This window comes from Pseudomonas sp. D1-36 (genome assembly GCF_051132205.1).
GTDB lineage: Bacteria > Pseudomonadota > Gammaproteobacteria > Pseudomonadales > Pseudomonadaceae > Aquipseudomonas.
In genome coordinates this window covers 5,226,187-5,251,227 of record NZ_CP071674.1, presented here as the reverse complement: position 1 = coordinate 5,251,227, position 25,041 = coordinate 5,226,187, and the positions used below count along the sequence as shown (strand labels likewise).

General features: G+C 62.0%; 19 protein-coding genes. 6 read left to right on the top strand and 13 right to left on the bottom strand.

Annotated features, from left to right (window positions below):
* Positions 1-20: 20 nt before the first annotated feature.
* Positions 21-524, top strand: coding sequence for a M48 metallopeptidase family protein (locus J3P76_RS23605; protein WP_420764973.1), 504 nt, complete (start codon positions 21-23; stop codon positions 522-524).
* Between the two features lie 4 nt (positions 525-528).
* Positions 529-825, top strand: a complete 297-nt coding sequence (locus tag J3P76_RS23600) for a winged helix-turn-helix domain-containing protein (protein ID WP_420764972.1) — start codon at positions 529-531, stop codon at positions 823-825.
* Positions 826-924: 99 nt separating this feature from the next.
* Here the strand turns inward: J3P76_RS23600 and J3P76_RS23595 are convergent, their stop codons facing one another.
* The gene (locus J3P76_RS23595; RefSeq protein WP_420764971.1) at positions 925-1,377 is read right to left on the bottom strand and encodes a GNAT family N-acetyltransferase; all 453 of its coding nucleotides are present in this window, start codon (positions 1,375-1,377) and stop codon (positions 925-927) included.
* A gap of 260 nt (positions 1,378-1,637) precedes the next feature.
* On the opposite strand from J3P76_RS23595, the gene J3P76_RS23590 reads away from it, so the two are divergent.
* Entirely contained in the window at positions 1,638-2,375 is a 738-nt protein-coding gene (locus J3P76_RS23590) for a substrate-binding periplasmic protein (protein ID WP_434561875.1), read from the top strand.
* A gap of 67 nt (positions 2,376-2,442) precedes the next feature.
* Here the strand turns inward: J3P76_RS23590 and yccS are convergent, their stop codons facing one another.
* The 9 genes from yccS to betI all read right to left on the bottom strand — a co-directional run bounded on the left by yccS (position 2,443) and on the right by betI (position 16,528).
* Positions 2,443-4,626, bottom strand: coding sequence for a YccS family putative transporter (yccS, locus tag J3P76_RS23585; protein WP_434701306.1), 2,184 nt, complete (start codon positions 4,624-4,626; stop codon positions 2,443-2,445).
* Positions 4,627-4,802: 176 nt separating this feature from the next.
* Positions 4,803-5,981: an NAD(P)/FAD-dependent oxidoreductase gene (locus J3P76_RS23580; protein ID WP_420764968.1), complete on the bottom strand. Its 1,179-nt coding sequence runs from the start codon at positions 5,979-5,981 to the stop codon at positions 4,803-4,805.
* Positions 5,982-6,127: 146 nt separating this feature from the next.
* The gene (dbpA, locus tag J3P76_RS23575) at positions 6,128-7,465 is read right to left on the bottom strand and encodes an ATP-dependent RNA helicase DbpA (RefSeq protein WP_420765169.1); all 1,338 of its coding nucleotides are present in this window, start codon (positions 7,463-7,465) and stop codon (positions 6,128-6,130) included.
* A gap of 331 nt (positions 7,466-7,796) precedes the next feature.
* The gene (gene mdtD, locus J3P76_RS23570; protein ID WP_434701305.1) at positions 7,797-9,224 is read right to left on the bottom strand and encodes a multidrug transporter subunit MdtD; all 1,428 of its coding nucleotides are present in this window, start codon (positions 9,222-9,224) and stop codon (positions 7,797-7,799) included.
* A gap of 174 nt (positions 9,225-9,398) precedes the next feature.
* Positions 9,399-10,736, bottom strand: a complete 1,338-nt coding sequence (locus tag J3P76_RS23565) for a TldD/PmbA family protein (protein WP_434701304.1) — start codon at positions 10,734-10,736, stop codon at positions 9,399-9,401.
* The gene (locus J3P76_RS23560) at positions 10,736-12,178 is read right to left on the bottom strand and encodes a TldD/PmbA family protein (protein ID WP_434701302.1); all 1,443 of its coding nucleotides are present in this window, start codon (positions 12,176-12,178) and stop codon (positions 10,736-10,738) included. Before J3P76_RS23560 ends, J3P76_RS23565 begins: the two co-directional genes overlap by 1 nt.
* A gap of 255 nt (positions 12,179-12,433) precedes the next feature.
* Entirely contained in the window at positions 12,434-14,137 is a 1,704-nt protein-coding gene (gene betA, locus J3P76_RS23555; protein WP_434701301.1) for a choline dehydrogenase, read from the bottom strand.
* Positions 14,138-14,355: 218 nt separating this feature from the next.
* Positions 14,356-15,828 (bottom strand): betaine-aldehyde dehydrogenase, encoded by a 1,473-nt coding sequence (betB, locus tag J3P76_RS23550; protein ID WP_434701300.1) that lies wholly within the window; start codon positions 15,826-15,828, stop codon positions 14,356-14,358.
* Between the two features lie 79 nt (positions 15,829-15,907).
* The gene (gene betI / locus J3P76_RS23545; protein WP_434561885.1) at positions 15,908-16,528 is read right to left on the bottom strand and encodes a transcriptional regulator BetI; all 621 of its coding nucleotides are present in this window, start codon (positions 16,526-16,528) and stop codon (positions 15,908-15,910) included.
* Between the two features lie 365 nt (positions 16,529-16,893).
* On the opposite strand from betI, the gene J3P76_RS23540 reads away from it, so the two are divergent.
* On the top strand, positions 16,894-18,429 hold the full coding sequence (locus J3P76_RS23540) for a BCCT family transporter (RefSeq protein WP_434564071.1): 1,536 nt from the start codon (positions 16,894-16,896) through the stop codon (positions 18,427-18,429).
* Positions 18,430-18,559: 130 nt separating this feature from the next.
* Here J3P76_RS23540 and choV read toward each other — a convergent pair whose 3' ends face one another.
* From choV to J3P76_RS23525, 3 genes are all read right to left on the bottom strand, one after another.
* The gene (gene choV / locus J3P76_RS23535) at positions 18,560-19,738 is read right to left on the bottom strand and encodes a choline ABC transporter ATP-binding protein (RefSeq protein WP_420764961.1); all 1,179 of its coding nucleotides are present in this window, start codon (positions 19,736-19,738) and stop codon (positions 18,560-18,562) included.
* Positions 19,735-20,580 carry a choline ABC transporter permease subunit gene (choW, locus tag J3P76_RS23530; RefSeq protein ID WP_420764960.1) on the bottom strand — a complete coding sequence of 282 codons (846 nt, stop codon included), beginning with the start codon at positions 20,578-20,580 and terminating at the stop codon, positions 19,735-19,737. Before choW ends, choV begins: the two co-directional genes overlap by 4 nt.
* Before the next feature lie 66 nt (positions 20,581-20,646).
* Positions 20,647-21,594, bottom strand: coding sequence for a choline ABC transporter substrate-binding protein (locus J3P76_RS23525; protein WP_434701299.1), 948 nt, complete (start codon positions 21,592-21,594; stop codon positions 20,647-20,649).
* Between the two features lie 433 nt (positions 21,595-22,027).
* On the opposite strand from J3P76_RS23525, the gene J3P76_RS23520 reads away from it, so the two are divergent.
* Positions 22,028-23,404, top strand: a complete 1,377-nt coding sequence (locus J3P76_RS23520; protein ID WP_434701298.1) for an L-serine ammonia-lyase — start codon at positions 22,028-22,030, stop codon at positions 23,402-23,404.
* A gap of 477 nt (positions 23,405-23,881) precedes the next feature.
* The gene (locus J3P76_RS23515) at positions 23,882-24,985 is read left to right on the top strand and encodes a GlxA family transcriptional regulator (protein ID WP_013694424.1); all 1,104 of its coding nucleotides are present in this window, start codon (positions 23,882-23,884) and stop codon (positions 24,983-24,985) included.
* The last annotated feature ends 56 nt before the right edge of the window (positions 24,986-25,041 follow it).

Here is a 25,041-nt window from a genome sequence, read left to right as displayed (position 1 = left end):
TTGTGATTTGTTGCCGGCCGATGACCACGCTCAAGTACCTCCAGGCGTACCCCGCCGCCCTGCAAGCCCAGGTGCAGCAATTGATTGCCCAGGATCGGCTGGGCGACTACCTGCACCAGCGCTATCCCGGCCGCCATCCGATCCAGAGCGACAAGGCGTTGTATGGTTATGCGCTGCAAATCAAGCAGCAATACCTGCGCAACGCACCGGCGATCGACAAGGTGCTGTTCGACAACCGTCTCGACCTGACCCACCGCGCGCTCGGCCTGCACACGGCGGTCTCGCGGGTGCAGGGCGGCAAGCTCAAGGCCAAGAAGGAAATCCGCATTGCCTCGTTGTTCAAGGACGCGGCGCCTGAGTTTCTGAAGATGATCGTGGTTCACGAGCTCGCCCACTTCAAGGAGTCGGACCACAACAAGGCGTTCTATAACCTTTGCGAACACATGCTGCCGGGCTACCACCAGCTGGAATTCGACTTGCGCGTGTACCTGACCTGGCGCGACCTGCAACAAGACAAGGAATGAGTGGATGGACGTCAGCAAGACCAAGAGCAGCTTCTATCGTCGCCTGTATGTGGCTTACCTGATCGACAGCGACCTGGCCAGCAACATTCCCGCGCTCACCGAGGCCACCGGCATGCCACGGCGTACCGCGCAGGATACTGTCGCGGCATTGGCGGACCTGGACATCATCTGTGAGTTCGAACAGCAGCAAGGCGCGCGCAACCATGCCGGGCAGTATCGAATTCGTGATTGGGGGGCGATTGATCGGCGGTGGATCGAGCAGAACCTCGAGCGGATCAAGGCGGTGCTTGGGTATCCCTGAAGTTTTACTGGCCCCATCGTCGGACCGCCGCCCGGAGCTAGCTCGCTCCCGTATTTGAATGCAACCTTGGTGGAAGCGAGCCTGCTCGCGAAGCGGACCTCAGGGACGATGCATACCGATATGTGGAATCCCATCTTCCAGGTACTCCACGCCCACCGCCTCAAACCCATATCGCCCGTAATAACCTTGCAGATGCGCCTGGGCCGACAATGAAATCGACGTACCTGGCCAGTGTTTTTCCGCCTGCTTGAGGGCGTGTTCCATCAGCGCGTGTCCCAACCCCTGGCCTCGTGCTTCGGGCGCGATGACCACCCGACCAATCACCACATCGCTGTTTTGCGAATGTGGATCGAGCAAGCGCAGGTAGGCGACCAGATGGTTGTCGCGCCAAGCCATCAGGTGGCACGTGTCGCCCTCAAGGTCCAGTCCGTCGACATCCGGATAGGCACAGTTCTGCTCTACGACGAACACCTCGGCGCGCAGTTTGAGGATGGCGTACAGCTGTTCCTTGTTCAGGTCGTTGTGATGTTTGCAGACCCAGTCGATATCCATTTTTTGAATTTCCTTGAGAACCTGATGCCGATATTAGGCGCCCTTGCGTCGGAAGTCTCTTCTGCGATCAGACGAAAAAACTGTGATAAAGGCCAAAATGCCATCATGGATGTGTCGCGGTCCCGTCTTCTTTGTGTAATCTTTATTCGAGCACTGCGCAGCGGTTTCGATGAGCTAACGTTAGGACCGGATGTCTCAGGACTTCCCTTGAGTTTCGGCTAAAAACAAACCGGGCTTTGAACCCGTCAAGGATGTTTGGCATGCCGCGATTGCATCGAGCTCTTGCTTTGGTCGGACTGCTGTTGCTGAGCCACCACGCCTGCGCGCAGAAGTTGCGCCTGGTCGCGGATGCCTGGCCGCCCTTCACCGATTCGACGTTGATCAATGGCGGCTTGGCCACCGATATCGTCACCACTGCACTGGCACGGGCCGGTTATGCCAGCGACTTCGAGCAGGTGCCCTGGGCCCGGGCGATGCTGGGTATCAGTGAAGGGCGCTACGACGTGTTGATCAACGCTTGGTATGCCGAAGAGCGCACCCATGTGGGCCAGTTTTCGGCCGAATACCTGCTCAATCGCGTGCGCTTCATCAAGCGCAAGGACGCGGCCATCGAATTCGACAATCTGCAACAGCTTTACGCTTTTCCTGTCGCCGTGGTGCGCGGCTACGCCTATGCCAAGGCGTTCGACGAGGACGGGCAGATGCAGAAGGTCCCTGTGCATAACTTCGCGATGGCCGTGCGCATGGTGGCCGCCGACCGGGTGAAGCTGACCCTGGAAGACGAATACGTCGCCCGTTACTACCTGGCTCGAGAATCCCCCAAGGTGCGCAATGCCGTGGAATTCCTGCCCAAGCCCCTGAGCGAGAACAGCCTGCACATCCTGGTCAGCCTGAAGACCCCCGAGCATGAGCGGATCGTGGCCGGTTTCGATCGCGAGATTGCGGCGATGAAGGCCGATGGGAGTTATCAGCGGCTATTGAAGGCGCACGGGATGTGAGACCGCAGCGTGGCTGATCTCCTTCTCGAGCAGGCTCGCGAAGGGGCTGGTTTGGCCACCGCAACACTCAAGCCTCACTGGTGTCCTTGATCAAATGCGCCGCCAAGGTGCGCAACGGCCCCAGCTGGCGGCAGATCAATGCCAGTTGCGTCTGCACCAGGCGCTGGCCTTCGTCGATTTCATCGGGCATCTGCTCAAGCTCGCTGGCGAGGGTTTCTTCCTCGTCGCTCTGGATTGCAATCGGCTGCTTGCTCGCCAGGCCTTGGGCGATTTCGTCGATGCTGGTGGCCAGTTTCACCCCCGCGCCGTCGATCAGGTACTCGCGCACGTCCGTGGGCAATTCCGTGCCCCGGTGGGCGCCCAGGCCCGACAGGTAGCTGAGCAGGGTATGGGAGAGCACCAGGAAGCGGAACCCGACATCGGCTTCCTTACGGAAGTGCCCGGGCTCCATCAGCATGTTCGCCAGCGTCGTGGACAGCGCGGCGTCGGCGTTATGGGCGTTGCGTCGGGCCAGGCGATAGGCCAGGTCGTCGCGCTTGCCGGCCGCGTATTGCTGCATGATCTGGCGCAGATAGATGCTGTTGCAGGTCAGCGTATTGGCGAGGACTTTGTTCAGCCGCCGCCCTTGCCAGTCGGGCAGGAACAGGAAAACCGCCAGCCCGGCGATCAGGCTGCCCAGCAGGGTATCGAACAACCGTGGCAGAAGCAGTCCATAGCCGTCCCCGACCTGGTTGAAGCAGAACAGCACCATGATCGTGATGGCGGCGGTGGCCAGGGTGTAGCGGGTGGTGCGGTTGGTGAAGAACACCACTCCGGCGACGATGGCGAAGCACGATTGCACCAGCGGGTTGGGAAACAGGTCGAACAGCGCCCAGGCCACCGTCAGGCCGATGGCGGTGCCGATGATCCGCTGGCCGAGCTTGCGCCGGGTGGCACCGTAATTGGGTTGGCAGACGAACAACGTGGTGAGGATGATCCAGTAGCCCTGGGAAGGGTGGATCAGATGCACCATGGCGTAGCCGACGCTCAGGGCCAGGGGCAAGCGCAGGGCGTGACGAAACAACAGCGAAGTGGGCGTGAGCTGTGTGCGCAGGCGCAGCCAGACGTCCTTGAGGTTGCGCGGCGAGCGGTCGAGGAGGGTGCTGTCGGAGGCATCGGCCAGGGCGTCGGGGTTGCTCGCATCACTGAGCAGGCGGTCCATCGTGCCCAGGTTCACCGACAGCGCCCGCAGCGAGCGCAGCAAGCCACGCCAGGCTGGGTTGCTCTGGATGCGCAGGTGTTCAAGGGACGCATGCAGGTCATTCAAGGCTTCGGCGAAGCTGTCGTCGTAGACGAACGGTTGGCGTAGCTGGATCGACTCGGCCAATGCCTGGCAGGCCTTGCCTTGCTGGCGCAGCAGACGCTGGCAACGGAACAGCACATCGCTGTGGAAGAAGGCCTCGGCCAGGGCGTTATAGGGGTAGTGGGACGAGCTCGCGCGTTCGTGGATGTCCTGGGCGAGGAAATAGAGTTTCAGGTAGCGGCTGACTTTCGAGCCCGGCCGGCCATTGCCGACGCGGTGCAGGATGATTTCCTTCGCGCTGTTGAGCGCAGCGACCACCCGGCCGTTCTGCTGGGCCAGTTCCAGGCGTCGTGCCTCGACGTCCAATTGTCGGACCGGTTCGAGCAACGACGACTTGAGCTTGAGGTAACGCCCCAGTTCACGGAAAAGTCGCGCCAGGCTCTGCTGCACCGGCTGGTTCGAAAACAGCGCGTGCCACACCACCGAGAGCAGGCCGTACCATGCGGCGCCCGCCACCAGAAGCAAGGGTTCATGCCAGAAATCCGTGACCGCGCCACCGCGTTGGTCCACGCCGATCATGGTATAGACCGACAGGATCAGAGTCGCCGAAGCAATGGCGCCATACCGCTCGCCCAGTGCGCCGAGCATGGTCAGGCCGAATGCCGCCAGGGCCAGGGCAACGATGAACAGGATGGGGTAGGGGAACAGCAATTCCACCGACAGCGCGGCGACGCTGAAGCACACGAGCGTCACCGCGAGTGCGTTGAGGCGGCCTTGCCAGCTGTCGTCGGTTTCGGCCAGGGCGCTGGCGATGATGCCCAAAAACAGGGGAATCAGCAGCGCCATCTCGTCCAGGTACCAGCACAGCCCCATGCTGCCGGTCAGGGCGATGAACACCCGCACGCTATAACTGAACTTGTCCAGCGCCCAAAGGCGACGCAGTGACTGGCTAAACGAGGTCGATGACATGAAGTGCAAGGGCCTGACGGGCAATGACGCTAAATTGAGGCAGTAATGACGCCGATGCAATGGCGGCGATCACATCTGGCAGCAAAAAGTGTTCCTGCATGCCAAGGACACACCTTTACCCTGTGGCGAGGGAGTTTGCTCCCTCGCCACAAAAGCAGGCTCCACCTCGGTGAGAATCAGACGTACTGCGCCGCCGCATACCCTGACGCCCATGCCCACTGGAAGTTGAACCCGCCCAGGTGCCCGGTGACGTCCAGCACTTCGCCAATGAAATACAGGCCAGGGCTTTTCAACGATTCCATGGTCTTGGACGAGACTTCCCGCGTATCGACGCCACCCAGGGTGACTTCGGCGGTGCGGTAGCCTTCGGTGCCGGCGGGCACCACGTTCCAGCTCGCCAGTTTTTCGGCGATGTCGGCGAGCTCCGCGTGGGTGTATTGCTTCATGGGTTTGGAGACGAACCAGGTGTCCGCCAGCAGGTTGGCCATTTTCTTGGTGAACAGCTCGCCCAGCAAGGTCTTCAGCTCGCTGTTGGGGCGTTCGGCTTGTTGCTGCTGCAGCCATTGCGGCACGTCATGGTCGGGCAGCAAGTTGATCTGCACCGTGTCCCCTGGCTCCCAGAATGATGAAATCTGCAGGATCGCCGGACCGCTCAGGCCGCGGTGGGTGAACAGGATGTTTTCGCGAAAACTCTGGTCGTTGCAGCTCACCAGGCAATCCACCGAGGTGCCCGACAGTTCGGTACACAGGGCCTTGAGTTGATCGGTAATGGTGAACGGCACCAACCCGGCGCGGGTCGGCAGCAGTTGATGGCCGAACTGCTTCGCGACTTGATAACCGAAACCGGTCGCGCCCAGGGTCGGGATCGATAGCCCGCCGGTGGCGATCACCAGGGACTGGCAGGCGATCGGTCCGAGGGTGGTCTGCAACTGGTAGCCGCCGTCGGTCTTTTCGATCTGCTCGATGGAAGTGTCCAGGTGCAGATTGACGCCCGCCTGGTCGCATTCATCCAGCAGCAGGCCAAGGATGTCGCTGGACTTGTTGTCGCAGAACAACTGACCGAGTTTTTTTTCGTGATAGGGCACGCCGTGCTTGGCCACCAGGGCGATGAAATCCCACTGGGTGTAGCGGGCCAGGGCCGACTTGCAGAAGTGCGGGTTCTGCGAAAGGAAATTGCCCGGCTCGGTATACATGTTGGTGAAATTGCAGCGTCCACCGCCCGACATGAGGATTTTCTTGCCAGCCTTGTTGGCGTGGTCCAGCAACATCACTTGGCGCCCGCGCGCGGCAGCGGTGAGCGCACACATCAACCCCGCGGCGCCAGCGCCAATGATCACGACTTCGGTAGAGCGCAAAACGGTGTCCTCTAAATGTGTCGCCACAAAACCCAGTGTGGGAGCGAGCTTGCTCGCGATGGCGGACTGTCAGACAACATCACTGTTGAATGTACCGGCCTCATCGCGAGCAAGCTCGCTCCCACAGTTTGATCTCTGTCTATCGGTCAGAGGATCCGCACCCGCAACGACCGACCCTTGATCTTGCCATCGTTCAGGCGTTGCAGCGCCTGTTTGGCGATCCCGCGTTCCACGGCCACATAGGCCTGGAAATCGAAGATTGCGATCTTGCCGACCTGGGCGCCGGGGATGCCGGCCTCGCCGGTCAGGGCGCCTAGGATGTCACCGGGGCGGACTTTGTCCTTGCGCCCGGCGCCGATGCACAGGGTGCTCATGGCCGGCAGCAACGGGCCGCCTCCCTGAGGCTTGAGGTTGTCCAGTTGGTCCCAGTTCAACGGCGATTTCTGCAGTTGCTCGATGGCCTGGGCGCGATGGGCTTCGGAGGGCGCCACGAGGCTGATGGCGATGCCTTTCTCACCGGCGCGACCGGTGCGGCCGACGCGGTGGATATGGATTTCCGAATCCCTTGCCAGTTCGACGTTGATCACCATGTCCAGGGCATCGATGTCCAGGCCGCGGGCCGCGACGTCGGTGGCCACCAGCACCGAGGTGCTGCGGTTGGCGAACATTGCCAACACCTGGTCGCGGTCGCGCTGTTCCAGGTCGCCGTGCAGGCCGACGGCGGAGATGCCCTTGGCCGTCAGATGGTCGACGGTTTCCTGGACCTGCTGCTTGGTGAAGCAGAACGCCACGCAAGACGCCGGACGGAAATGCGCCAGGACCTTGACCACCGCGTCCATGCGCTCCTCGGGAGAAATCTCGTAGAACCGCTGTTCGATCTGCGCGTCGGAGTGCAGCGCTTCGGCCTTCACCTGCTGCGGGTCGCGCATGAATTTGGAAGCAAGTTGCTTGATGCCCACCGGGTAGGTCGCGGAGAACAACAGCGTCTGGCGGCGTTCCGGGGTCTGCTGGATGATGTCTTCGATGGCGTCGTAGAAGCCCATGTCGAGCATGCGGTCGGCTTCGTCGAGAATCAGTGTGTTGAGGCCATCGAGCACCAGCGAACCCTTGCGCAGGTGCTGTTGGATACGCCCTGGCGTGCCGACGATGATGTGGGCGCCGTGTTCGAGGGAGGCGATCTGCGGGCCGAAGGACACGCCGCCGCACAGAGTCAGGACCTTGATGTTATCTTCGGCGCGGGCCAGGCGGCGGATTTCCTTGGCGACCTGGTCGGCCAGCTCGCGGGTCGGGCACATCACCAGGGCCTGGCAGCCGAAATAGCGTGGGTTGATCGGGTTCAGCAGGCCGATGCCGAAGGCCGCGGTCTTGCCGCTGCCGGTCTTGGCCTGGGCGATCAGGTCCATGCCCTTGAGGATCACCGGCAAGCTTTGCGCCTGGATCGGCGTCATCTGGGCATAACCGAGTGATTCGAGGTTAGCCAGCATGGCGGCGGACAACGGCAAAGTATTAAAAGCGGTGGCGATGGTGGTCACGGGACGGGCCTGCAAAACAAAATGTCGCGCAGTGTAGCAGCCTCGTGCCACTTTCTTCGAAAGATCTGGACGAGCTGTGGCGCAGTTCTGAAGTGGGCGAATTCCCCGTGGCGAGGGAGCTTGCTCCCGCTGGGGCGCGAAGCGGCCCCAAACCGGCCCCAAACCGGCCAACACGGTGCACCTGAAAGTTCGCATTGCCTGGATTGCGACTGCTGCGCAGCCGAGCGGGAGCAAGCTCCCTCGCCACAAAAGCCCTGAAGCCTTAAAACCGTTCGAGTCCTATCTAGTGCTCGATATGCTCATCCGGCCGCTTGACCCGTCGCCCATCCTGCTTCGACAGCTGGGAAAAGATCGTCGCCGCCAGCATCGCCATGATCCCCACCGTCACAAAAGTCAATTGAAACGCGCCCAGCACCGTGTCCACGCCGTCGTTGCCGACCTGGGCGGTAAAACCTCCCAGCAGGGCACCTGCACAAGCCACGCCCAGGCTCAGGGACAGTTGCGCCACCACCGACAGCAGGCTGTTGCCACTGCTGGCGCTGGCGTCGTCCAGGTCGATCAGGGTCACGGTGTTCATCGCGGTGAATTGCAGCGAGTTGATCGCTCCCAGCATTGCCAGGTGCGCCAGCAGCAGCCAGTACGGCGTCTGTTCGCTGACCAAGCCCATGCTCGCCAGCATCAGGCCCAGGGCCAGGGTGTTGCTGGTCAACACGGCGCGGTAGCCAAAGCGTTCGATCAGCGGTCGGGCCACGGACTTCGCGACCATCGCGGCGGCCGCCAGGGGCAGCATGCTCATCCCCGCCTGGGACGGTGAATAACCCAGGGCGACTTGCAACAGCAACGGCACCAGGAACGGCAGGGCACCGCTGCCCAGGCGCGCGAACAGGTTGCCGAGGATGCCCACCGCGAAGGTCCGGGTCTTGAACAGCGACGGTGGAAACAGCGCGTTCTCGACGTGCCCGGCGCGCACCCAGTAAGCCGCCAGGCAAGCCATGCCGCCAAACAGCAGCAGCATCACCCGCAGGTGCGGCAGGTGCAGTTCACCCAGCCCCTCCATGGCGACGGTGATCAGCACCATCGCCGCGCCGAACAACAGAAAGCCCACGCCATCGAAGCGCGTGCGCTCAGTGCCGCGCAGGTCCGGGATGAATTTCCATACCGCGTAACAACCGACCACGCCCACCGGCAGATTGATGAGGAAAATCCAGTGCCAGGTCATGTACTCCACCATCCAGCCGCCCATGGTCGGGCCGATCAGCGGGCCGAGCAGCCCGGGGATGGTGATGAAGCCCATGATTCGCACCAACTCCGAGCGCGGGTAAGCCCGCAGTACCACCAGCCGGCCCACCGGCAACATCAGCGCACCGCCCAAGCCTTGGACGACCCGTGCGCCGATCAACATGCTCAACGAGTTAGACAAGGCGCACAGCAGCGAGCCGAAGCTGAACAGCAGGATCGCGCCGAAGAAAATCTTCTTGGTGCCGAAGCGGTCGGCGATCCAGCCCGAGGCCGGGATCAGCAAGGCCACGGTGAGCATGTAGGCAATGATCACGCCTTGCATGCGCAGCGGGTTTTCCGCCAGGTCGCTGGCCATGGCGGGCAGGGCGGTGTTGAGGATGGTGCCATCCAGGGACTGCATGAAGAAGGCAATCGCCACCACCCACGGAAGCCAGCGGGCGGTGACGGCGTCGAGGGGAGCGCGGTTGGGCATGGGACCTCTTGTGTGAAATAAAACAATTACCTGTGGCGAGGGAGCTTGCTCCCGCTGGGGTGCGGAGCACCCCCAAACCGGTGAACACGGTGTGCCTGACAGATAGCGTCGCCTGGATTACGACTGCTTCGCAGTCGAGCGGGAGCAAGCTCCCTCGCCACGGGGCACTGCGTGTTATAGCGTCAACGTGAGCTTCTTGACCAACGCCCCCGGCAGCAACATCGAGGCCGTGGCCCGCTGGCTGTAGGTGCTGGCCGAAAGCAGAAGTTCCCGCTCCCGGGTCAGCGCTTCGAGTTGCGAGCCGAGCAAACTGTAGACGCTGTCGTCGAAGCGCATCGTGCTCACCGGCGCCTGGATCTGACCGTTCTCGACCCAGAACGTGGCGAAGCGGGTCATGCCGGTCAGACGCGCCGCCGGTTGGTCGGAGTAGTTCAGGTACCAGAGATTGCTGATGTACAGCCCGGTGCCGAGCTGCTCGAGGATGTACTTCTGTTCCAATTGCCCGCCCTGCATGTCCAGCGCCGTGGGGTATTCATAGCTGCTGGCGCCGTTGGCGGCGAGGCCGTATTCGGCGGCGCTGCGGGAGTTGACCAGTTGCGCGTTGGCCATGCCCTTGGCGATCAGCCCCAGGTCATCGCGGGGATAACCTTCGTCGGAAAATGCCGGGCTCAATGAGCCGCTGACCTGCTCCGTCAACCACACGTTGGGACTGAAGTGGGCTTCGCCGGCGTAGAATTTCTGCAACGGGCTTTGCTTGCTGGCGATCGCCCGGGCCGAGAATCCGCCCCAACTGAGCATGCCCATGATTTCTTCCAGCGCGGCCGGCGCCAGGTAGGCGCGGTATTCGCCCGGCGGCAGCGTACGTAGGGGCAGGCCGAGGAATTGCAGCTGCTGGCGTGCCTGCTCGAAACGTTGGGCGAATCCTTCGCTGCTCCAGGCGTGTCCCGCGTAGCTGGCCTTCACGGCCTGGCCGTTTTCATGGAACAAGCTGAAGTCGAAGTTGAAACTGTTGGCCTGATGCCAGCCGAACGCTCCCGAGGAACTGGCGAAGCCACGGCTGATGGGGCCTGCGGCGTAAAAGCCGACCAAGTCCAGGCCCTCGGCGGCACGGCTGATTTCAGCGACGGCTTGCTCGGTGTCCGGCAGGGGATGGTCCTGCACGTTGCTGCTCTGCCAATGGTTGTGGTTGAGCAGCAGGTAGGGATCGGCTGGCAGCAGCGGCAACGTCTCGCGCAACTGTTGCAACCCGTCGGCCAAGCGTCGCAGGTCGGTCTCGGTGTCGCCGGACAAGGTGATCTGCAGATCGGCATGACGGCCGTCATTGATCAACTTGAAACTGACGTTGGCCTGTTGCACCTGGCCGGCCTGACGGACCTTGCCGTGGTTGAAGCGCACGAAGGCCGACGACTCGGCGGCGTAGCCGAGGGTGAATTGCTCAGGTTCGCGCAACGCGTCGCGCAGCCAATCGACCAGCGCCTTGAACGCTCCAGCTTGATTATCGACGGTGCTCATCAGGCGTCTCCCCCAAACACATCCACTTTGCTGAACACACAGGCCGGCGACGCATGGCCAACGCGGATGACCTGGTTCGGTTCGCCCTTGCCGCAATTCGGTGTGCCAAGCACTTGGGACGTGCTGGCGTCGCCCACGGCCCGCAGGCTCTTCCAGAACTGCGCGGAGATGCCCCGGTAGTTGGGGTTCTTCACTACGCCCTTGAGCTCACCGTTCTCGATCAACTGGCCCCATTCGCAGCCGAACTGGAATTTGTTGCGGGCGTCGTCAATGGACCAGGAGCGGTTGGTGCGCATCAGCACGCCATGCTCGATGCCTTGGATCAACTGCTCCAGGGATTGGTCGCCGGGCTCGATGTTCAGGTTTGCCATGCGGTCGATGGGCGGACGATTCCAACCGCAGGCGCGGCTGTTGGCAACACCGTCGAGGCCGGCGCGGAACTGCGACAGCGCGCCGCCCAATGGGCGCAGCAACAGGCCTTCGCGAATCAGGAACTGCTTGCTGGCGGCCGTGCCGTCGTCGTCATGGCTGTAACTGGCCAACTCCTCGGGAATGTCCGGATCGAAGGTCACGTTCAACAGGCTGGAGCCGTACTGCAGGTGGCCGAAATCCTCGGTCTTGACGAAGCTGGTGCCGGCGTAATTGCGCTCGTCGCCGAGGATGCGGTCCAGTTCCAGCGGATGGCCGATGGACTCGTGGATCTGCAACATCATCTGGTCGGGCATCAGCAGCAGGTCGCGGGGACCTTGGGGCGTGTTGGGCGCCATGAGCAATTGCAGGGCCTGGTCGGCGATCCTTGGACCGGCGCCGATCAGGCCGCAACGGCTGATCACATCGAAACCGCCTTGCTGGCCGAAATTTTCCCGGCCCAGGGTGCGGGTCTGGCTGTCGTTGCCGTCGAAGGCGGTGACGTCCAGGGCCGGGTAGATGAAGCGTTGGGCCTGGCGCAGTTCAGCGCCGGCGCTGTTGAGGTAGATCTGCTCGACCTGGGTCAGGCCGATGCTGGCCTGCCAGTTCACCAGGCGCTCGTCGGCGGGCACCGCGGCCGATTCGTCGCCGAGCAATTGGTAGCAATCGCTCAGGGGCGGGAAGGCCTGGTCGAAATGCGGCGAGAAGTAGTCGGCGCGGTCGCTGGACACCGGTTGGTCGCGCAGGTCCAGCAGGGCGTGGGGCTTGAGCTGGCGAGCGTATTGCTCGGCCCGCTCCAGCGCCGCTTGCAGGCCGGCCAGGGAAAGGTCGTTAGTGGCCGCATAGGTTTCGACGCCATTGACCCGCACGGTGAGCATGGCGCCTTCGTCGTGGCTCAGGCTCGGAGGTTCGGCGACGTTCTTGCGCACCGACAAATGTTGGCCGGACTCGCGTACGTAACGCAGGGAAAAGAACTCAGCGCCCGTGCGCAAGGCAGCGAAACGCTGCTTGAGCTGGGGTTGGAAGTCGAACATGGAACCTCCTTGTCTGGAGTGGCGATGCAGCGAGGTGCGGCGCATTGGCGCGGGCGGCTCTAGAGTAGGCCTGGGGCGGGGGAGGGATCAAGGCAGATGGGGATTTGCGGTGTCAGGTCGGACGTCATCGCGAGCAAGCTCGCTCCCACAGTGGATCTTTGGTAGTCACAAAATCTGTGTTCACCGCCAATCCCCTGTGGGAGCGAGCTTGCTCCGGGCGGCGATCCGACGAAGGCCGCGCCGCGATCTGGAGTCTTACTGCGCGGCCGTCGCCACTTCACGCAACGGCTTGCCGCGCACCGGCGCGTCGCCGGCGACGTAGTAAGGTGCGGTGCTGCGCGGCAAAGGCTTGCGGCCACGGATCTTGTCGGCGATTTTCTCGGCGATCATGATCGTCGGCGCGTTCAGGTTGCCGGTGGTGATGATCGGCATGATCGAGGCGTCGACCACGCGCAACCCTTCCATGCCGTGCACGCGGCCTTCGCCATCCACCACGGCCATATCATCGGTGCCCATCTTGCACGAGCAGGATGGGTGGAACGCGGTTTCGGCGTGCTCACGGATGAACTGGTCCAATTGCTCGTCCGTCTGCACCTCGATGCCCGGGCTGATTTCGCGACCACGGAACGGATCGAGCGCCGGCTGCTGCATGATCTCGCGGGTCAGGCGGATGCCGTCGCGAAATTCCTGCCAGTCCTGCTCGGTGGCCATGTAGTTGAACAGGATGCTCGGGTGCTGGCGCGGGTCCTTGGACTTGGCCTGGATCCGGCCACGGCTTGGCGAACGCATGGAGCCCATGTGCGCCTGGAAACCGTGCTCTTTCACGCCGTTGCTGCCGTTGTAGTTAATCGCCACCGGCAGGAAGTGGTACTGGATGTTCGGCCAATCGAACTCGGGGCGCGTACGAATGAAGCCGCCGGCCTCGAACTGGTTGCTGGCGCCGATACCAGTGCCGTTGAACAGCCACTCGGCACCGATCGCCGGCTGGTTGTACCAGAGCAGCGACGGGTACAGCGAGACCGGTTGAGTGCAGGCGTACTGCAGGTACAGCTCAAGGTGGTCCTGCAGGTTTTCACCGACGCCAGGCAGGTCGTGGACCACCGGGATGTCGAGGTTTTCCAGCAGCTTGGCAGGGCCGACGCCGGAGCGTTGCAGGATCTGCGGCGAGGCGATGGCGCCGGAGCACAGCAGCACTTCCTTGCGCGCCCGGGCCTCGACGCGTTCTTCGGCGGCGCCCACCAGGTAACGCACGCCGACCGCGCGTTTGCCTTCGAAGAGGATCTTGTCGGCCAGCGCGTGGCTGACGATGGTCAGCGTCGAGCGCTTCTTGGCGACGTCCAGGTAACCGCGCGCGGTACTGGCGCGACGGCCATTGGGCGTGACGGTACGGTCCATCGGGCCGAAACCTTCCTGCTGGAAGCCGTTGAGGTCCTCGGTACGCGGGTAACCGGCCTGAACGCCGGCTTCGACCATGGCGTGGAACAGCGGATTGTTGCCAGGCTTGGGCGTGGTCACACTGACCGGGCCGTCGCCGCCATGGTAGTCGTTCGGGCCGATGTCTCGGGTTTCGGCTTTACGGAAATACGGTAGGCAATCGAGGTAGGTCCAGTCTTCCAGGCCGGGCAGCTTGGCCCAGTTGTCGTAGTCCAGCGCGTTACCGCGGATGTAGCACATGCCGTTGATCAGCGAAGAACCACCCAGGCCCTTGCCGCGACCGCATTCCATGCGACGGCCGTTCATGTGCGGCTCCGGATCGGTCTGGTAGGCCCAGTTGTAGCGGCGACCCTGGAGAGGAAATGCCAGGGCGGCGGGCATCTGGGTACGGAAGTCGAGGCGATAGTCCGGGCCGCCGGCTTCGAGCAGCAAGACGGTAACGCCTTCGTCTTCGGTCAGGCGGGTGGCCAGGGTGTTACCGGCCGAGCCGGCACCGATGATGATGTAATCGAATTCTTGGGACATGAAATGCACCCTCTTTTGGAGTTGGTTCAGGTCGCGGTCATCGAGTGCCACATTCTCTGTGGCGAGGGAGCTTGCTCCCGCTCGGCTGCGCAGCAGTCGCAAACAGGGCGACCGTGTTCTGTCTGGATGAACCTGGGAGCTGGGTCGAGGCCGCTTCGCGGCCCAGCGGGAGCAAGCTCCCTCGCCACAAGGGCCCCGGCCTCAGGCTCGGTCTCAGATCAGAACACCGACGTGTAATCGCCCATTTCGACCTGCACCGACTTGATGCGCGTGTAGTTGGTCAGCGAGCTGATCCCATTCTCCCGGCCCACGCCCGATTGCTTGTAGCCACCGACCGGCATTTCGGCCGCCGATTCGCCCCAGGCGTTGATCCAGCAGATGCCCGCTTCGAGCTGGTGGATCACGCGGTGCGCACGGTTCAGGTCGCGGGTCACGACACCGGCGGCCAGGCCGAAGTCGGTGTCGTTGGCGCGGCGGATCACTTCTTCTTCGGTATCAAAGGTGAGGATGCTCATCACCGGGCCGAAGATTTCTTCACGCACGATGGTCATGTCATCGGTGCAATCGGTGAACACGGTCGGGGCCACGAACGCGCCCTTGGCCAGTTCGCCTTCCGTCAGGCGACCGCCGCCGCACAGCAGGCGCGCGCCTTCGGCCTTGCCTTTATCGATGTAGCCCAGCACGTTTTCCATGTGGGCGAAGCTCACCAGCGGGCCGAAGTTGGTGTTCTCGTCTTCCGGGTTGCCGATGCGGATGCGCGCCACGCGCTCGGCGATCTTGGCTTCGAAGGCAGCCTTCAGGTGGCTCGGCACGAACACCCGGGTGCCGTTGGTGCAGACTTGGCCGGAGCTGTAGAAGTTGGCCATCATCGCGGTGTCGGCGGCGCGGTCCAGGTCGGCGTCGTCGAAGATGATCAGCGGCGACTTGCCGCCCAGCTCCATGGTCACGTCCTTGAGCGAAGAGCTCGAGGCACTGGCCATGACCTTCTTGCCGGTGTCGGTGCCGCCGGTGAAGGAGATTTTCTCGATGCGCGGGTGCTCGGTCAGCCAGGTGCCGACTTCAAGGCCGCTGCCGGTCAGCACGTTGAACACGCCTGCTGGAACGCCGGCTTCGGTGTAGATCTCGGCCAGTTTCAGGGTGGTCAGCGAGGTGACTTCGCTGGGCTTGAAGATCATCGCGTTGCCAGCGGCCAGGGCCGGGGCAGATTTCCACAGGGCGATCTGGATCGGGTAGTTCCATGCGCCGATACCGGCGACGACGCCCAGGGGCTCGCGGCGGGTGTAGACGAACGACGTGGTGCGCAGCGGAACCTGTTCGCCTTCGATAGCGGGCACCAGGCCTGCGTAATATTCCAGCACGTCGGCGCCGGTGACGATGTCGACGTAGCGGGTTTCGGAATAGGCCTTGCCGGTGTCCAGGGTTTCCAGGGCCGCGAGCTCATCGTTGCGTTCGCGCAGGATGTCCACGGCGCGACGCAGGATGCGCGAGCGCTGCATGGCGGTCATCGCCGCCCAGACTTTCTGGCCTTTTTCGGCGCTGACCACGGCACGCTCGACGTCTTCTTTCGTTGCGCGCTGCACCAGGGCGAGTACTTCACCGTTCGCCGGGTTGATGGCTTCGAAAGTGGCGTCGCCGCTGGCATCGCTGTACGCGCCATCGATGTAGAGTTTTTGCAGTTCGAAACGGGCCATAAAGTCCTCGCAAGTGCATAAGTGGTTGGCTGACCACCGAGCGTGTCGTTTACAGCTGACTACGCGCTGCGGTGGGGGTTCAGGAGTCGAGCGGTTCTGTGTGCTCTGGCGCTCCTGCCTTGGCCAGTTGGAAATCCATGTATTCGTACGCGATCCGATGTGCCTGGGCGGTGTCGAACGCGTCTCCCGACAGCGCTCCGCGCAGCCACAAACCGTCAATCAGAGCGGCCAGGCCCCGGGCCGCGCTGCGTGCCTGGTCGACAGGCAACACGCGGCGGAACTGGCAACACAGGTTGGAATACAGACGGTGATCGTTGATCCGCTGCAACCTGTGCAATGACGGGTGATGCATGCTGGTGGCCCAGAAGGCCAGCCAGGTTTTCATTGCCGGGCCGTTGACCTGGCTGGCGTCGAAGTTGCCCTCGATGATCACCTTCAGGTGAGCTCGCGGGCTCGGGTCCGTCAGCGCTTGACGACGCGCGGTGACGTTCTCGCTCAGGACAGTCATCAGGTACTGGGCCGTAGCCGCGATCAGGCCATTCTTGTCCTGAAAGTAGTGACTGATGATGCCGTTCGAAACACCGGCCAAACGGGCGATCAGCGCAATGCTGGCGTCCCCCATCCCGACCTGATCGACAGCCTGCAAAGTGGCTTCGATCAATTGCTGGCGGCGGATGGGTTGCATACCGACCTTGGGCATCTGCAAATCTCCTTAGGCCATCGGGCGGATGAGTAAGGTCCGCCGTCATGAGGGCCAGTCTATTTTGTTTTGATTGAACGTTCAATCAACAAAGAATAAGCTCTGCGACAATTCGTCGCGATTTACCGGTTTTCCTACGGGGTAAATGGCGCAGAAACGAGACATCAAGAGCCCAGAGACCCGCGCAATCGCGGGGCAAGGGCTTTCCGGGTGTCTTTATAACACCCGCCGGTCGGCTGCCAACCCACCGATTGGCCGGGTATCGCGTTGCCTTGTCCTTCTCTCGCACTGCCTGGAGCATCCGTGCAATGAGTTCTGCCTTGCTAATAAAGACCCCGCCGCAGAAGGTGACGGTCAACGGTTGGGTGTTCTACACCTCCACCGCGCTGATTCTGTTGCTGACCGCCATTCTGATCATCGCCCCGCAGGAGGCCGGCCGTCTGCTCGGCATTGCCCAGGCGTGGTTGTCCCGCAGCTTCGGCTGGTACTACATGGTGGTCATCGCTGCCTATCTGGTGTTTGTGGTCGGCCTGGCATTTTCCTCCTATGGCAAGCTCAAGCTGGGCGGCAAGGACGATACGCCGGACTTCAGCTACGGCGCCTGGGCCGGGATGCTGTTTTCGTCGGGCATCGGCATTTCATTGCTGTACTTCGGCGCATCCGAGCCGCTGGACCATTTCTTCAACCCCCCTGAAGGCGTGGCCGGCAGCCAGATGGCCGCGCGCCAGGCCGTGCAATTGACGTTCTTGCACTGGGGCCTGCATGGTTGGGCGATCTATGCCCTGGTGGGCTTGGCCGTGGCGTATTTCGCCTATCGGCACAACCAGCCGCTGGCGCTGCGCTCGGCCCTGTATCCATTGGTGGGCGAGCGCTGGGTCAAGGGCGCGGCCGGCCATGCGGTGGACGGTTTCGGCATGTTCGTGACGTTGCTGGGGCTGGTGACCAACCTGGGGATCGGTTCGCTGCAAGTCGCGTCCGGTTTGGAAAACCTGTTTGGCATCGAGCACAGCAACACCAATTTGCTGATCGTGATCATCGTGATGAGCACCGTGGCGACTATCGCCGCCGTGTCCGGCGTGGAAAACGGCATCCGCCGGTTGTCCAACCTGAACATCGTGTTGTTCAGCGGCTTGCTGATTTTCGTGTTGCTGTTCGGTCCGACCCTGCACCTGCTCAACGGTTTCGTGCAGAACATCGGCGACTACCTCAACGGCGTGGTGCTCAAGACATTCGACCTGTACGTCTATGCCGACGACACCGCGAAATCGGGCCGTTGGATGGGCTTGTGGACCCTGTTCTACTGGGCCTGGTGGATCTCCTGGGCGCCTTTTGTCGGCATGTTCATCGCGCGCATTTCCCGTGGCCGCACCGTGCGTGAGTTGGTGGCGGGCGTGTTGCTGATTCCCCTGGGCTTCACCCTGGCCTGGTTGTCGATCTTCGGTAACTCGGCCCTGGACCTGGTGATGAACCACGGCGCGGTCGAGCTGGGCAAGACGGCGTTGACGCAGCCGTCGATGTCGATCTATCAGCTGCTCGAATACTATCCGGCGTCGAAGGTCGTGATCGGCGTGTCGATCTTCGTTGGTTTCGTCCTGTTCCTGACCCCGGCTGACTCCGGCGCGGTGATGATGGCGAACCTTTCGTGCCAGGGCGGCAACGTTGACGAAGACGCGCCGCATTGGCTGCGGATCTTCTGGTCGGTGGTGATCACGCTGGTGACCATCGGCCTGTTGTTCGCGGGCAACTTCGAGGCGATGCAAACCATGGTGGTGTTGGCTGGCCTGCCGTTCTCGGTGGTGCTGGTATGCTTCATGTTCGGGCTGCACAAGGCCATGCGCGAGGATGTGCGGGTTGAGCAGGAACGGGCGGAGTTGGCGGCGCTGGGTCGGGTCTTTAGCTGACCCGTTCGATAGTTGTGAACACTGTTGTGGCGAGGGGATAAATCCCCTCGCCACAACAGCATTCCAATTCTTGTTTCTGCGCACACAAAAACGCCGCGATCATCTCGCGGCGTTTTTGTGTGCATTGGCTTTAGCCCAGGTTCTTGCCGAGCAGGGCGTGATACAGCTCGCTGTCGCCGAGGATGCCGACGACTTGCTGATTATCGTGAAGCACCAGTTTGTTGCCGGTCTGGTAGCGGATCTGCAACGCGTCGCGCATGCCGATGCTGGAGTCGACCAAGGTCGGGAAACGCCCCAAGCCTTCGACGGACTGCCCTGGCGCCCAGTTCTGCAGGTCCAAGGCGGCGCCGTTCTGCCGGGCGCCCTTGATGGTGTTGCCTTCGGCCAGGTCAAGCCAGGAGTCGCCGCCCGGATCCAGGCACACCGAGCCGTTGATGCGCTTGCAGTTGTCCAGGGTGCGCATCAGGCTGCGGCCGCAGAGCACATTGAGCGGATTGGTATGGGCGACGAACGTGCGCACATAGTCGTCCGCCGGGTTCAACACGATCTGTTCCGGCTTGCTGTACTGGATGATGCGGCCGTCTTTCATGATCGCGATACGGCTGCCCAGCTTCAGGGCTTCGTCCAGGTCGTGGCTGACGAACACGATGGTCTTGCTCAGCTTGCGTTGCAGTTCCAGCAGTTCGTCCTGCAGGCCTTGGCGGATCAGCGGGTCGAGGGCAGAGAATGGTTCGTCCATCAACAGGATGTCGGCGTCCATCGCCAGGGCCCGGGCCAGGCCGACCCGTTGCTGCATGCCGCCAGACAGCTCGTCGGGCTTCTTGTTGCGCCACTGCGTCAGGCCCACCAGCTCGAGTTTTTCATCCACCAGCTTCTTGCGTTCCTTCTCCGGCCGGCCCTGCATTTCCAGGCCGAAGCTGATGTTTTCGCGCACCGTCAGCCAAGGCATCAGGGCGAACTTCTGGAACACCATGGCGATGCGCTTGGTGCGCATCATCTTCAGTTCGGCGGGAGTGCAGGAGGCGATATCGATCTGCCGGCCTTCGTGCTCGACGAACAATTTGCCGCGACTCACGGTGTTCAAACCGTTGATGCAACGCAGCAAGCTGGATTTGCCGGAGCCGGAAAGGCCCATCAGCACGCAGATCTCGCCTTTTTCGATGTCGAGGCTGGCTTTTTCCACGCCGACGATCTGCCCGGTCTTCTTCAGGATTTCGTTGCGCGTCATGCCCTTGTCGAGCAATTTGAGGGCTTCGCGTGGATCTTTGGAGAAGATCACGTCGACCTCTTCGAAGCGGATTATGCTCATGCGTCACCCCCTACTTTGGCGTCGGGTTGTTTGCAGATTCGGTCGAGCATGATCGCCAGCAATACGATCGCCAGGCCGGCTTCGAAGCCCAGGGCGATATCAGCGGTGTTCAATGCGTTGACCACGGGTTTGCCCAGGCCGTCGGCACCGACCAGTGCCGCGATGACCACCATCGACAGCGACAACATGATGCATTGGGTGATTCCGGCGGCGATGCTCGGCATGGCGTGAGGCAGTTCGATGCGCGACAGGAGCTGGCGCCGGGAGCAGCCGAAGGCTTTACCGGCGTCCATCAGTTCGTCCGGAACGTCGCGGATGCCCAGGTAGGTCAGGCGGATGGGCGCGGCGATCGCGAATACCACCGTGGAGATCAGGCCCGGGACCACACCCAGACCGAACAGGGTCAGGGTAGGAATGAGGTAGACGAAGGTCGGTACGGTCTGCATCAGATCGAGCACCGGACGCATCATGGTGTAGAACATCGGCTTGTGCGCGGCAACAATGCCCAGCGGCACACCGATAAGCACGCAGACCAGGGTCGCGAACAGCACCTGGGCGAGGGTTTCCATGGTCTCTTGCCAGTAACCCAGGTTGAGGATCAACAAGAAGGACGCGATAACAAAAACGGTCAGGCCCCATTTGCGCTGGATGAAGTGCGCCAGTAGCGCGATGAGGCCGATAAGCACCAGGGGATTGAACCAGGTCAGCGCAAACGTCACGCCGTGAATCATCGTTTCCAGAAACATTGCGATTGCATCGAAGGTGTCGGCGCCGTTTTGCGTCAACCATTCGACAAAGCCCGCGATGTACTGGCCCAAGGGTATTTTCTGATCAATAAGCATGGTAGTGAACGTCCGCATGCAAGGAATAAACAGCCCGGGCGAGCGAACTCGCCCGGCATAAGCTTTTTACTGCGCGAGCTTGGCTTTCACGGCCTCCAGGCCAGGTTTACCGTCAACGGTGGTGACGCCGGCGAGCCAGGTATCGAGTACTTGTGGGTTTTTCTTCAACCAGGCCTTGGCGGCGGCTTCAGGCTTCATCTTGTCGTCCAGCACGTTGCCCATCAGCGTGCTTTCCATGTCGAGGGTGAAGACCAGGTTTTTCAACAGTTGGCCGACGTTGCCGCATTCCTGGACATAGCCCTTGCGCGTGTTGGTGTAGATGGTTGCCTGGCCGAAGTTCGGACCGAAGAATTCATCGCCACCGGTGAGGTATTTCATCTTGAAGCGGGTGTTCATCGGGTGCGGTTCCCAGCCCAGGAACACCACGGCGGTGTTACGGCGCTGGGCGCGATCGACCTGCGACAGCATGCCGGCTTCGCTGGATTCGACCACCTTGAAGCCGGCGTCCTTGAGGCCGAAGGCGTTCTTGTCGATCATGCTCTGGATCAAGCGGTTGCCGTCGTTGCCCGGTTCGATGCCGTAGATCTTGCCGTCCAGTTCCTTCTTGAACTTGGCGATGTCGGCAAAATCCTTGAGGCCTTTGTTGTACAGCTCTTCGGGGACCGCCAGGGTGTACTTGGCGTTTTCCAGGTTGGCGCGCACGGTTTCCACGGTGCCCGCTTCACGATAGGCCTTGATGTCGTTTTCCATGGTCGGCATCCAGTTGCCGAGGAACACGTCCATGTTCTTGCCATCGGCCAGGGACTTGTAGGTCACCGGCACGGAGATCATCGTGGTCTTGGTCTTGTAGCCGAGGGCGTCGAGCACGACGCTGGTGGTGGCGGTGGTCACGGTGATGTCCGTCCAGCCGACATCGGAGAAGTTGACGGTACTGCATTGGGCGGGTTCTGCAGCGTTGGCCAGCATCGGAAGACTCAGCATGGCGGCCAACAACAACGGCGTGGAACCTTTCATGGGTGGACTCCTGGTGTTTTATCGGCAGTGTCCGGTCGGGACAACCGCGCTTTTTTGCTTTTTTTAAGTTGCGGTTGGCGGCGCGTGGGCACTCTTCGTGGCACGCGGCCTTGCAAACGAGCCGTAACCGATCATGTACCAGTGCAAATCCGACGCCTACAGGGCGCGTCGTATCCAGTACAGGGAGGGTCGCATCCAGTGTTGGTGACGTCGTTTACAGATTTTTTCGGCCCTCGGCTGGCTTCTGATACGTAAAAAACGTCGTAAAACCTGGGCGACAAAGACGCGGCGTTGGTGGGCATGATTGCGTCGGTGTCAGACGTCGAAAGCCCATTCAAAAGCCGGATGATGCGGCCATCCCGGCGTTGAGCGTAGCAGCTGCGCCACCGGACGCTCCCGCGCCCGGATGTGTCCGTTCTGGAGAGTCAAGGCAATGGCCATCAGCGTGTTCGACCTGTTCAAGATTGGTATCGGCCCGTCCAGTTCCCACACCGTGGGGCCCATGCGCGCAGCGGCGCTGTTTGTCGAAGCGTTGCGGGCCAAGTCGCTTTTAAATGACGTGCGGCGGGTCGAGGTGCAATTGTTTGGTTCGCTGTCGGCCACCGGCATCGGTCACGGCAGCGATACCGCCACGATCATGGGCTTGATGGGCGAATGGCCTGACTTGATCGATCCGTCGCAAATCGGTACGCGCATCGAGCTGCTGCGCGAGACCCAGACCCTGCTGCTCGATAGCCGCCTGCCGGTGCCTTTCGTCTGGTCCCGCGATATGCGCCTGCTCGACGAAAACCTGCCGTTCCACCCCAACGCGATGACGCTGGTGGCGGAGGGTGAAAACGGCGACCTGCACCGCGACACCTATTATTCGGTCGGTGGCGGCTTTGTCGTCGACCAGGCCCAGGCGTCCAGCGGCGTGATGGACCTGGACACCACCGAGTTGCCTTACGATTTCTCCAGCGCCGAGGAACTGCTCGGGCTGTGTCGCACGCATAACCTGCGAGTGGCTGAGCTGATGATGGCCAACGAGAAGGTCTGGCGTTCGGAAGAAGAGATTCGCAGCGGCCTGATGAGACTCTGGCGGGCCATGCAGGACTGCGTCGAGCAGGGCCTCAAGCACGAAGGCATTCTGCCCGGTGGCTTGAATGTCCGTCGGCGCGCGGCCAAGTTGTACCGCAGCCTGCAAGAGCTGAACAAACCGAACGTGATCGGCTCGACCCTGAGCGCCATGGAGTGGGTCAACTTGTACGCCTTGGCCGTCAACGAGGAAAACGCCGCTGGCGGGCGCATGGTCACGGCGCCGACCAACGGCGCGGCGGGGATCATTCCGGCGGTGCTGCATTACTTCATGAAATTCAGCGAGGCCGTTACTGACGCCAACGTCGTGGATTATTTCCTCGGCGCGGCGGCGGTGGGCATCCTGTGCAAGAAGAACGCCTCGATCTCGGGCGCCGAAGTCGGCTGCCAGGGTGAAGTCGGCTCGGCCTGCGCCATGGCGGCGGCAGGCCTGGCGGAAATCCTCGGAGCCACGCCGGAGCAACTGTGCAACGCGGCGGAAATCGGCCTGGAGCACAACCTCGGCCTGACCTGCGATCCGGTGGGCGGCCTGGTCCAGGTGCCGTGTATCGAGCGCAACGCCATCGCCGCGGTGAAAGCAATCAATGCCGCGCAGATGGCCCTTCGGGGTGATGGTCAGCATTTCATCTCCCTGGACCGTGTGATCCGCACCATGCGCGATACCGGCGCCGACATGCACGACAAATATAAAGAGACTTCACGGGGCGGGCTGGCGGTAAGCGCGGTGGAATGCTGATTCAGCACTGCAAGATAATCCCGTGGCGAGGGAGCAGGCTCCCTCGCCACGGGTGTTGAAAAATCGCTCGTAAAACGCACACCGCAGGAAAAACACGCCACGTTTTGGCGCGTCGCAAACAGATAAGGCGTGACTTGGCGGTCACGCCTTTGTACGCCGCCCTACCGTCCGTCCCCGCGCTTGCGGTGACAACCATCGCGCAAACGGCGCGGGCCAGTGACCACAAGTGCTACCGATCTGCTCACAGCCCGCCCTGGCGTTCGCCCGCAGCCCATGATGGCACTTGGAACCCGGCCTCGACGGGGCCCTTATATAGACACGCCGGCATGTCGTTTTCAGGAGTTATTGAACGCGCATTCAAATTTAGGCATGGCAATTGCTCTGTCCCGATAAAGCCCCTCTCACGCAAGAGAATGAGGGCAATAACAAGAGCCTCCGCCTGAGGCCATCACCCGCTTTGTGTGAGGAGATACCGCGATGACGACGTCCAACTCCGGGGCCCAACCCCAGAACCGTGCGCCTCAATCCATCGGCTTTCTGCTGCTGGACAATTTCACGCTGATTTCCCTGGCGTCCGCGGTGGAACCGCTACGCATGGCCAACCAGCTGTCGGGGCGCGAGCTGTACCGCTGGACCACCCTGACCGTCGATGGCGGCCAGGTCTGGGCCAGTGACGGTTTGCAGATCACCCCGGACGCCTCCATGCACAAAGCCCCGGCCCTGGACACCGTCATCGTGTGCGGCGGCATCGGCATCCAGCGCACCGTAACCCGCGAACATGTCTCATGGCTGCAAGGCCAGGCCCGTCAATCCCGTCGTCTTGGCGCAGTCTGCACCGGCAGTTGGGCCCTGGCGTGCGCCGGCCTGCTGGACGGTTTCGATTGCAGCGTGCACTGGGAATGCCTGGCCGCGATGCAGGAAGCTTTCCCACGGGTTTCGATGAGCACGCGCCTGTTCACGCTTGACCGCAACCGCTTCACAAGCTCCGGCGGCACCGCGCCGCTGGACATGATGCTGCACTTGATCAGCCGTGATCACGGTCGCGAGTTGTCGGCGGCGATTTCGGAAATGTTTGTCTACGAGCGTATCCGCAACGAGCAGGATCACCAACGTGTGCCGCTCAAGCACATGCTTGGCACCAACCAGCCGAAGTTGCAGGAAATCGTCGCGCTGATGGAGGCCAATCTCGAGGAGCCGATCGACCTGGACGAGTTGGCGGTGTACGTCGCTGTGTCCCGCCGTCAGCTGGAGCGCCTGTTCCAGAAATACCTGCATTGTTCGCCGTCGCGCTATTACCTCAAGCTGCGACTGATTCGTGCGCGGCAACTGCTCAAGCAGACGCCGATGTCGATCATCGAAGTGGCCTCGGTGTGCGGCTTCGTCTCCACGCCGCATTTCTCCAAGTGCTACCGCGAATACTTCGGCATTCCGCCACGGGACGAGCGCGTCGGCTCCAACACCACGCAACAAGTGGCGATGATGCCGCTGCCGCAGGCGTTGGTGCTGTCGCCGCTGTCCGGCCCGCTGTCGGCGCTGAGCCAGGCGCGCAATGAGTCGACGTTTGCGAGTGTGAGGCTCTAAGACTTCAGCGCGTTCATCGCGAGCAGGCTCGCTCCCACAGGTTTTGTGTCGTTCAC

Excerpts from the sequence above, each read along its gene's own strand:
- J3P76_RS23605 (WP_420764973.1), top strand. The coding sequence starts at position 21 with ATGACCACGCTCAAGTACCTCCAGGCGTACCCCGCCGCCCTGCAAGCC.
- J3P76_RS23600 (WP_420764972.1), top strand. The coding sequence starts at position 529 with ATGGACGTCAGCAAGACCAAGAGCAGCTTCTATCGTCGCCTGTATGTG.
- J3P76_RS23595 (WP_420764971.1), bottom strand. The coding sequence starts at position 1,377 with ATGGATATCGACTGGGTCTGCAAACATCACAACGACCTGAACAAGGAA.
- J3P76_RS23590 (WP_434561875.1), top strand. The coding sequence starts at position 1,638 with ATGCCGCGATTGCATCGAGCTCTTGCTTTGGTCGGACTGCTGTTGCTG.
- yccS (WP_434701306.1), bottom strand. The coding sequence starts at position 4,626 with ATGTCATCGACCTCGTTTAGCCAGTCACTGCGTCGCCTTTGGGCGCTG.
- dbpA (WP_420765169.1), bottom strand. The coding sequence starts at position 7,465 with ATGCTGGCTAACCTCGAATCACTCGGTTATGCCCAGATGACGCCGATC.
- mdtD (WP_434701305.1), bottom strand. The coding sequence starts at position 9,224 with ATGCCCAACCGCGCTCCCCTCGACGCCGTCACCGCCCGCTGGCTTCCG.
- J3P76_RS23565 (WP_434701304.1), bottom strand. The coding sequence starts at position 10,736 with ATGAGCACCGTCGATAATCAAGCTGGAGCGTTCAAGGCGCTGGTCGAT.
- J3P76_RS23560 (WP_434701302.1), bottom strand. The coding sequence starts at position 12,178 with ATGTTCGACTTCCAACCCCAGCTCAAGCAGCGTTTCGCTGCCTTGCGC.
- betA (WP_434701301.1), bottom strand. The coding sequence starts at position 14,137 with ATGTCCCAAGAATTCGATTACATCATCATCGGTGCCGGCTCGGCCGGT.
- betB (WP_434701300.1), bottom strand. The coding sequence starts at position 15,828 with ATGGCCCGTTTCGAACTGCAAAAACTCTACATCGATGGCGCGTACAGC.
- betI (WP_434561885.1), bottom strand. The coding sequence starts at position 16,528 with ATGCCCAAGGTCGGTATGCAACCCATCCGCCGCCAGCAATTGATCGAA.
- choV (WP_420764961.1), bottom strand. The coding sequence starts at position 19,738 with ATGAGCATAATCCGCTTCGAAGAGGTCGACGTGATCTTCTCCAAAGAT.
- choW (WP_420764960.1), bottom strand. The coding sequence starts at position 20,580 with ATGCTTATTGATCAGAAAATACCCTTGGGCCAGTACATCGCGGGCTTT.
- J3P76_RS23525 (WP_434701299.1), bottom strand. The coding sequence starts at position 21,594 with ATGAAAGGTTCCACGCCGTTGTTGTTGGCCGCCATGCTGAGTCTTCCG.
- J3P76_RS23520 (WP_434701298.1), top strand. The coding sequence starts at position 22,028 with ATGGCCATCAGCGTGTTCGACCTGTTCAAGATTGGTATCGGCCCGTCC.
- J3P76_RS23515 (WP_013694424.1), top strand. The coding sequence starts at position 23,882 with ATGACGACGTCCAACTCCGGGGCCCAACCCCAGAACCGTGCGCCTCAA.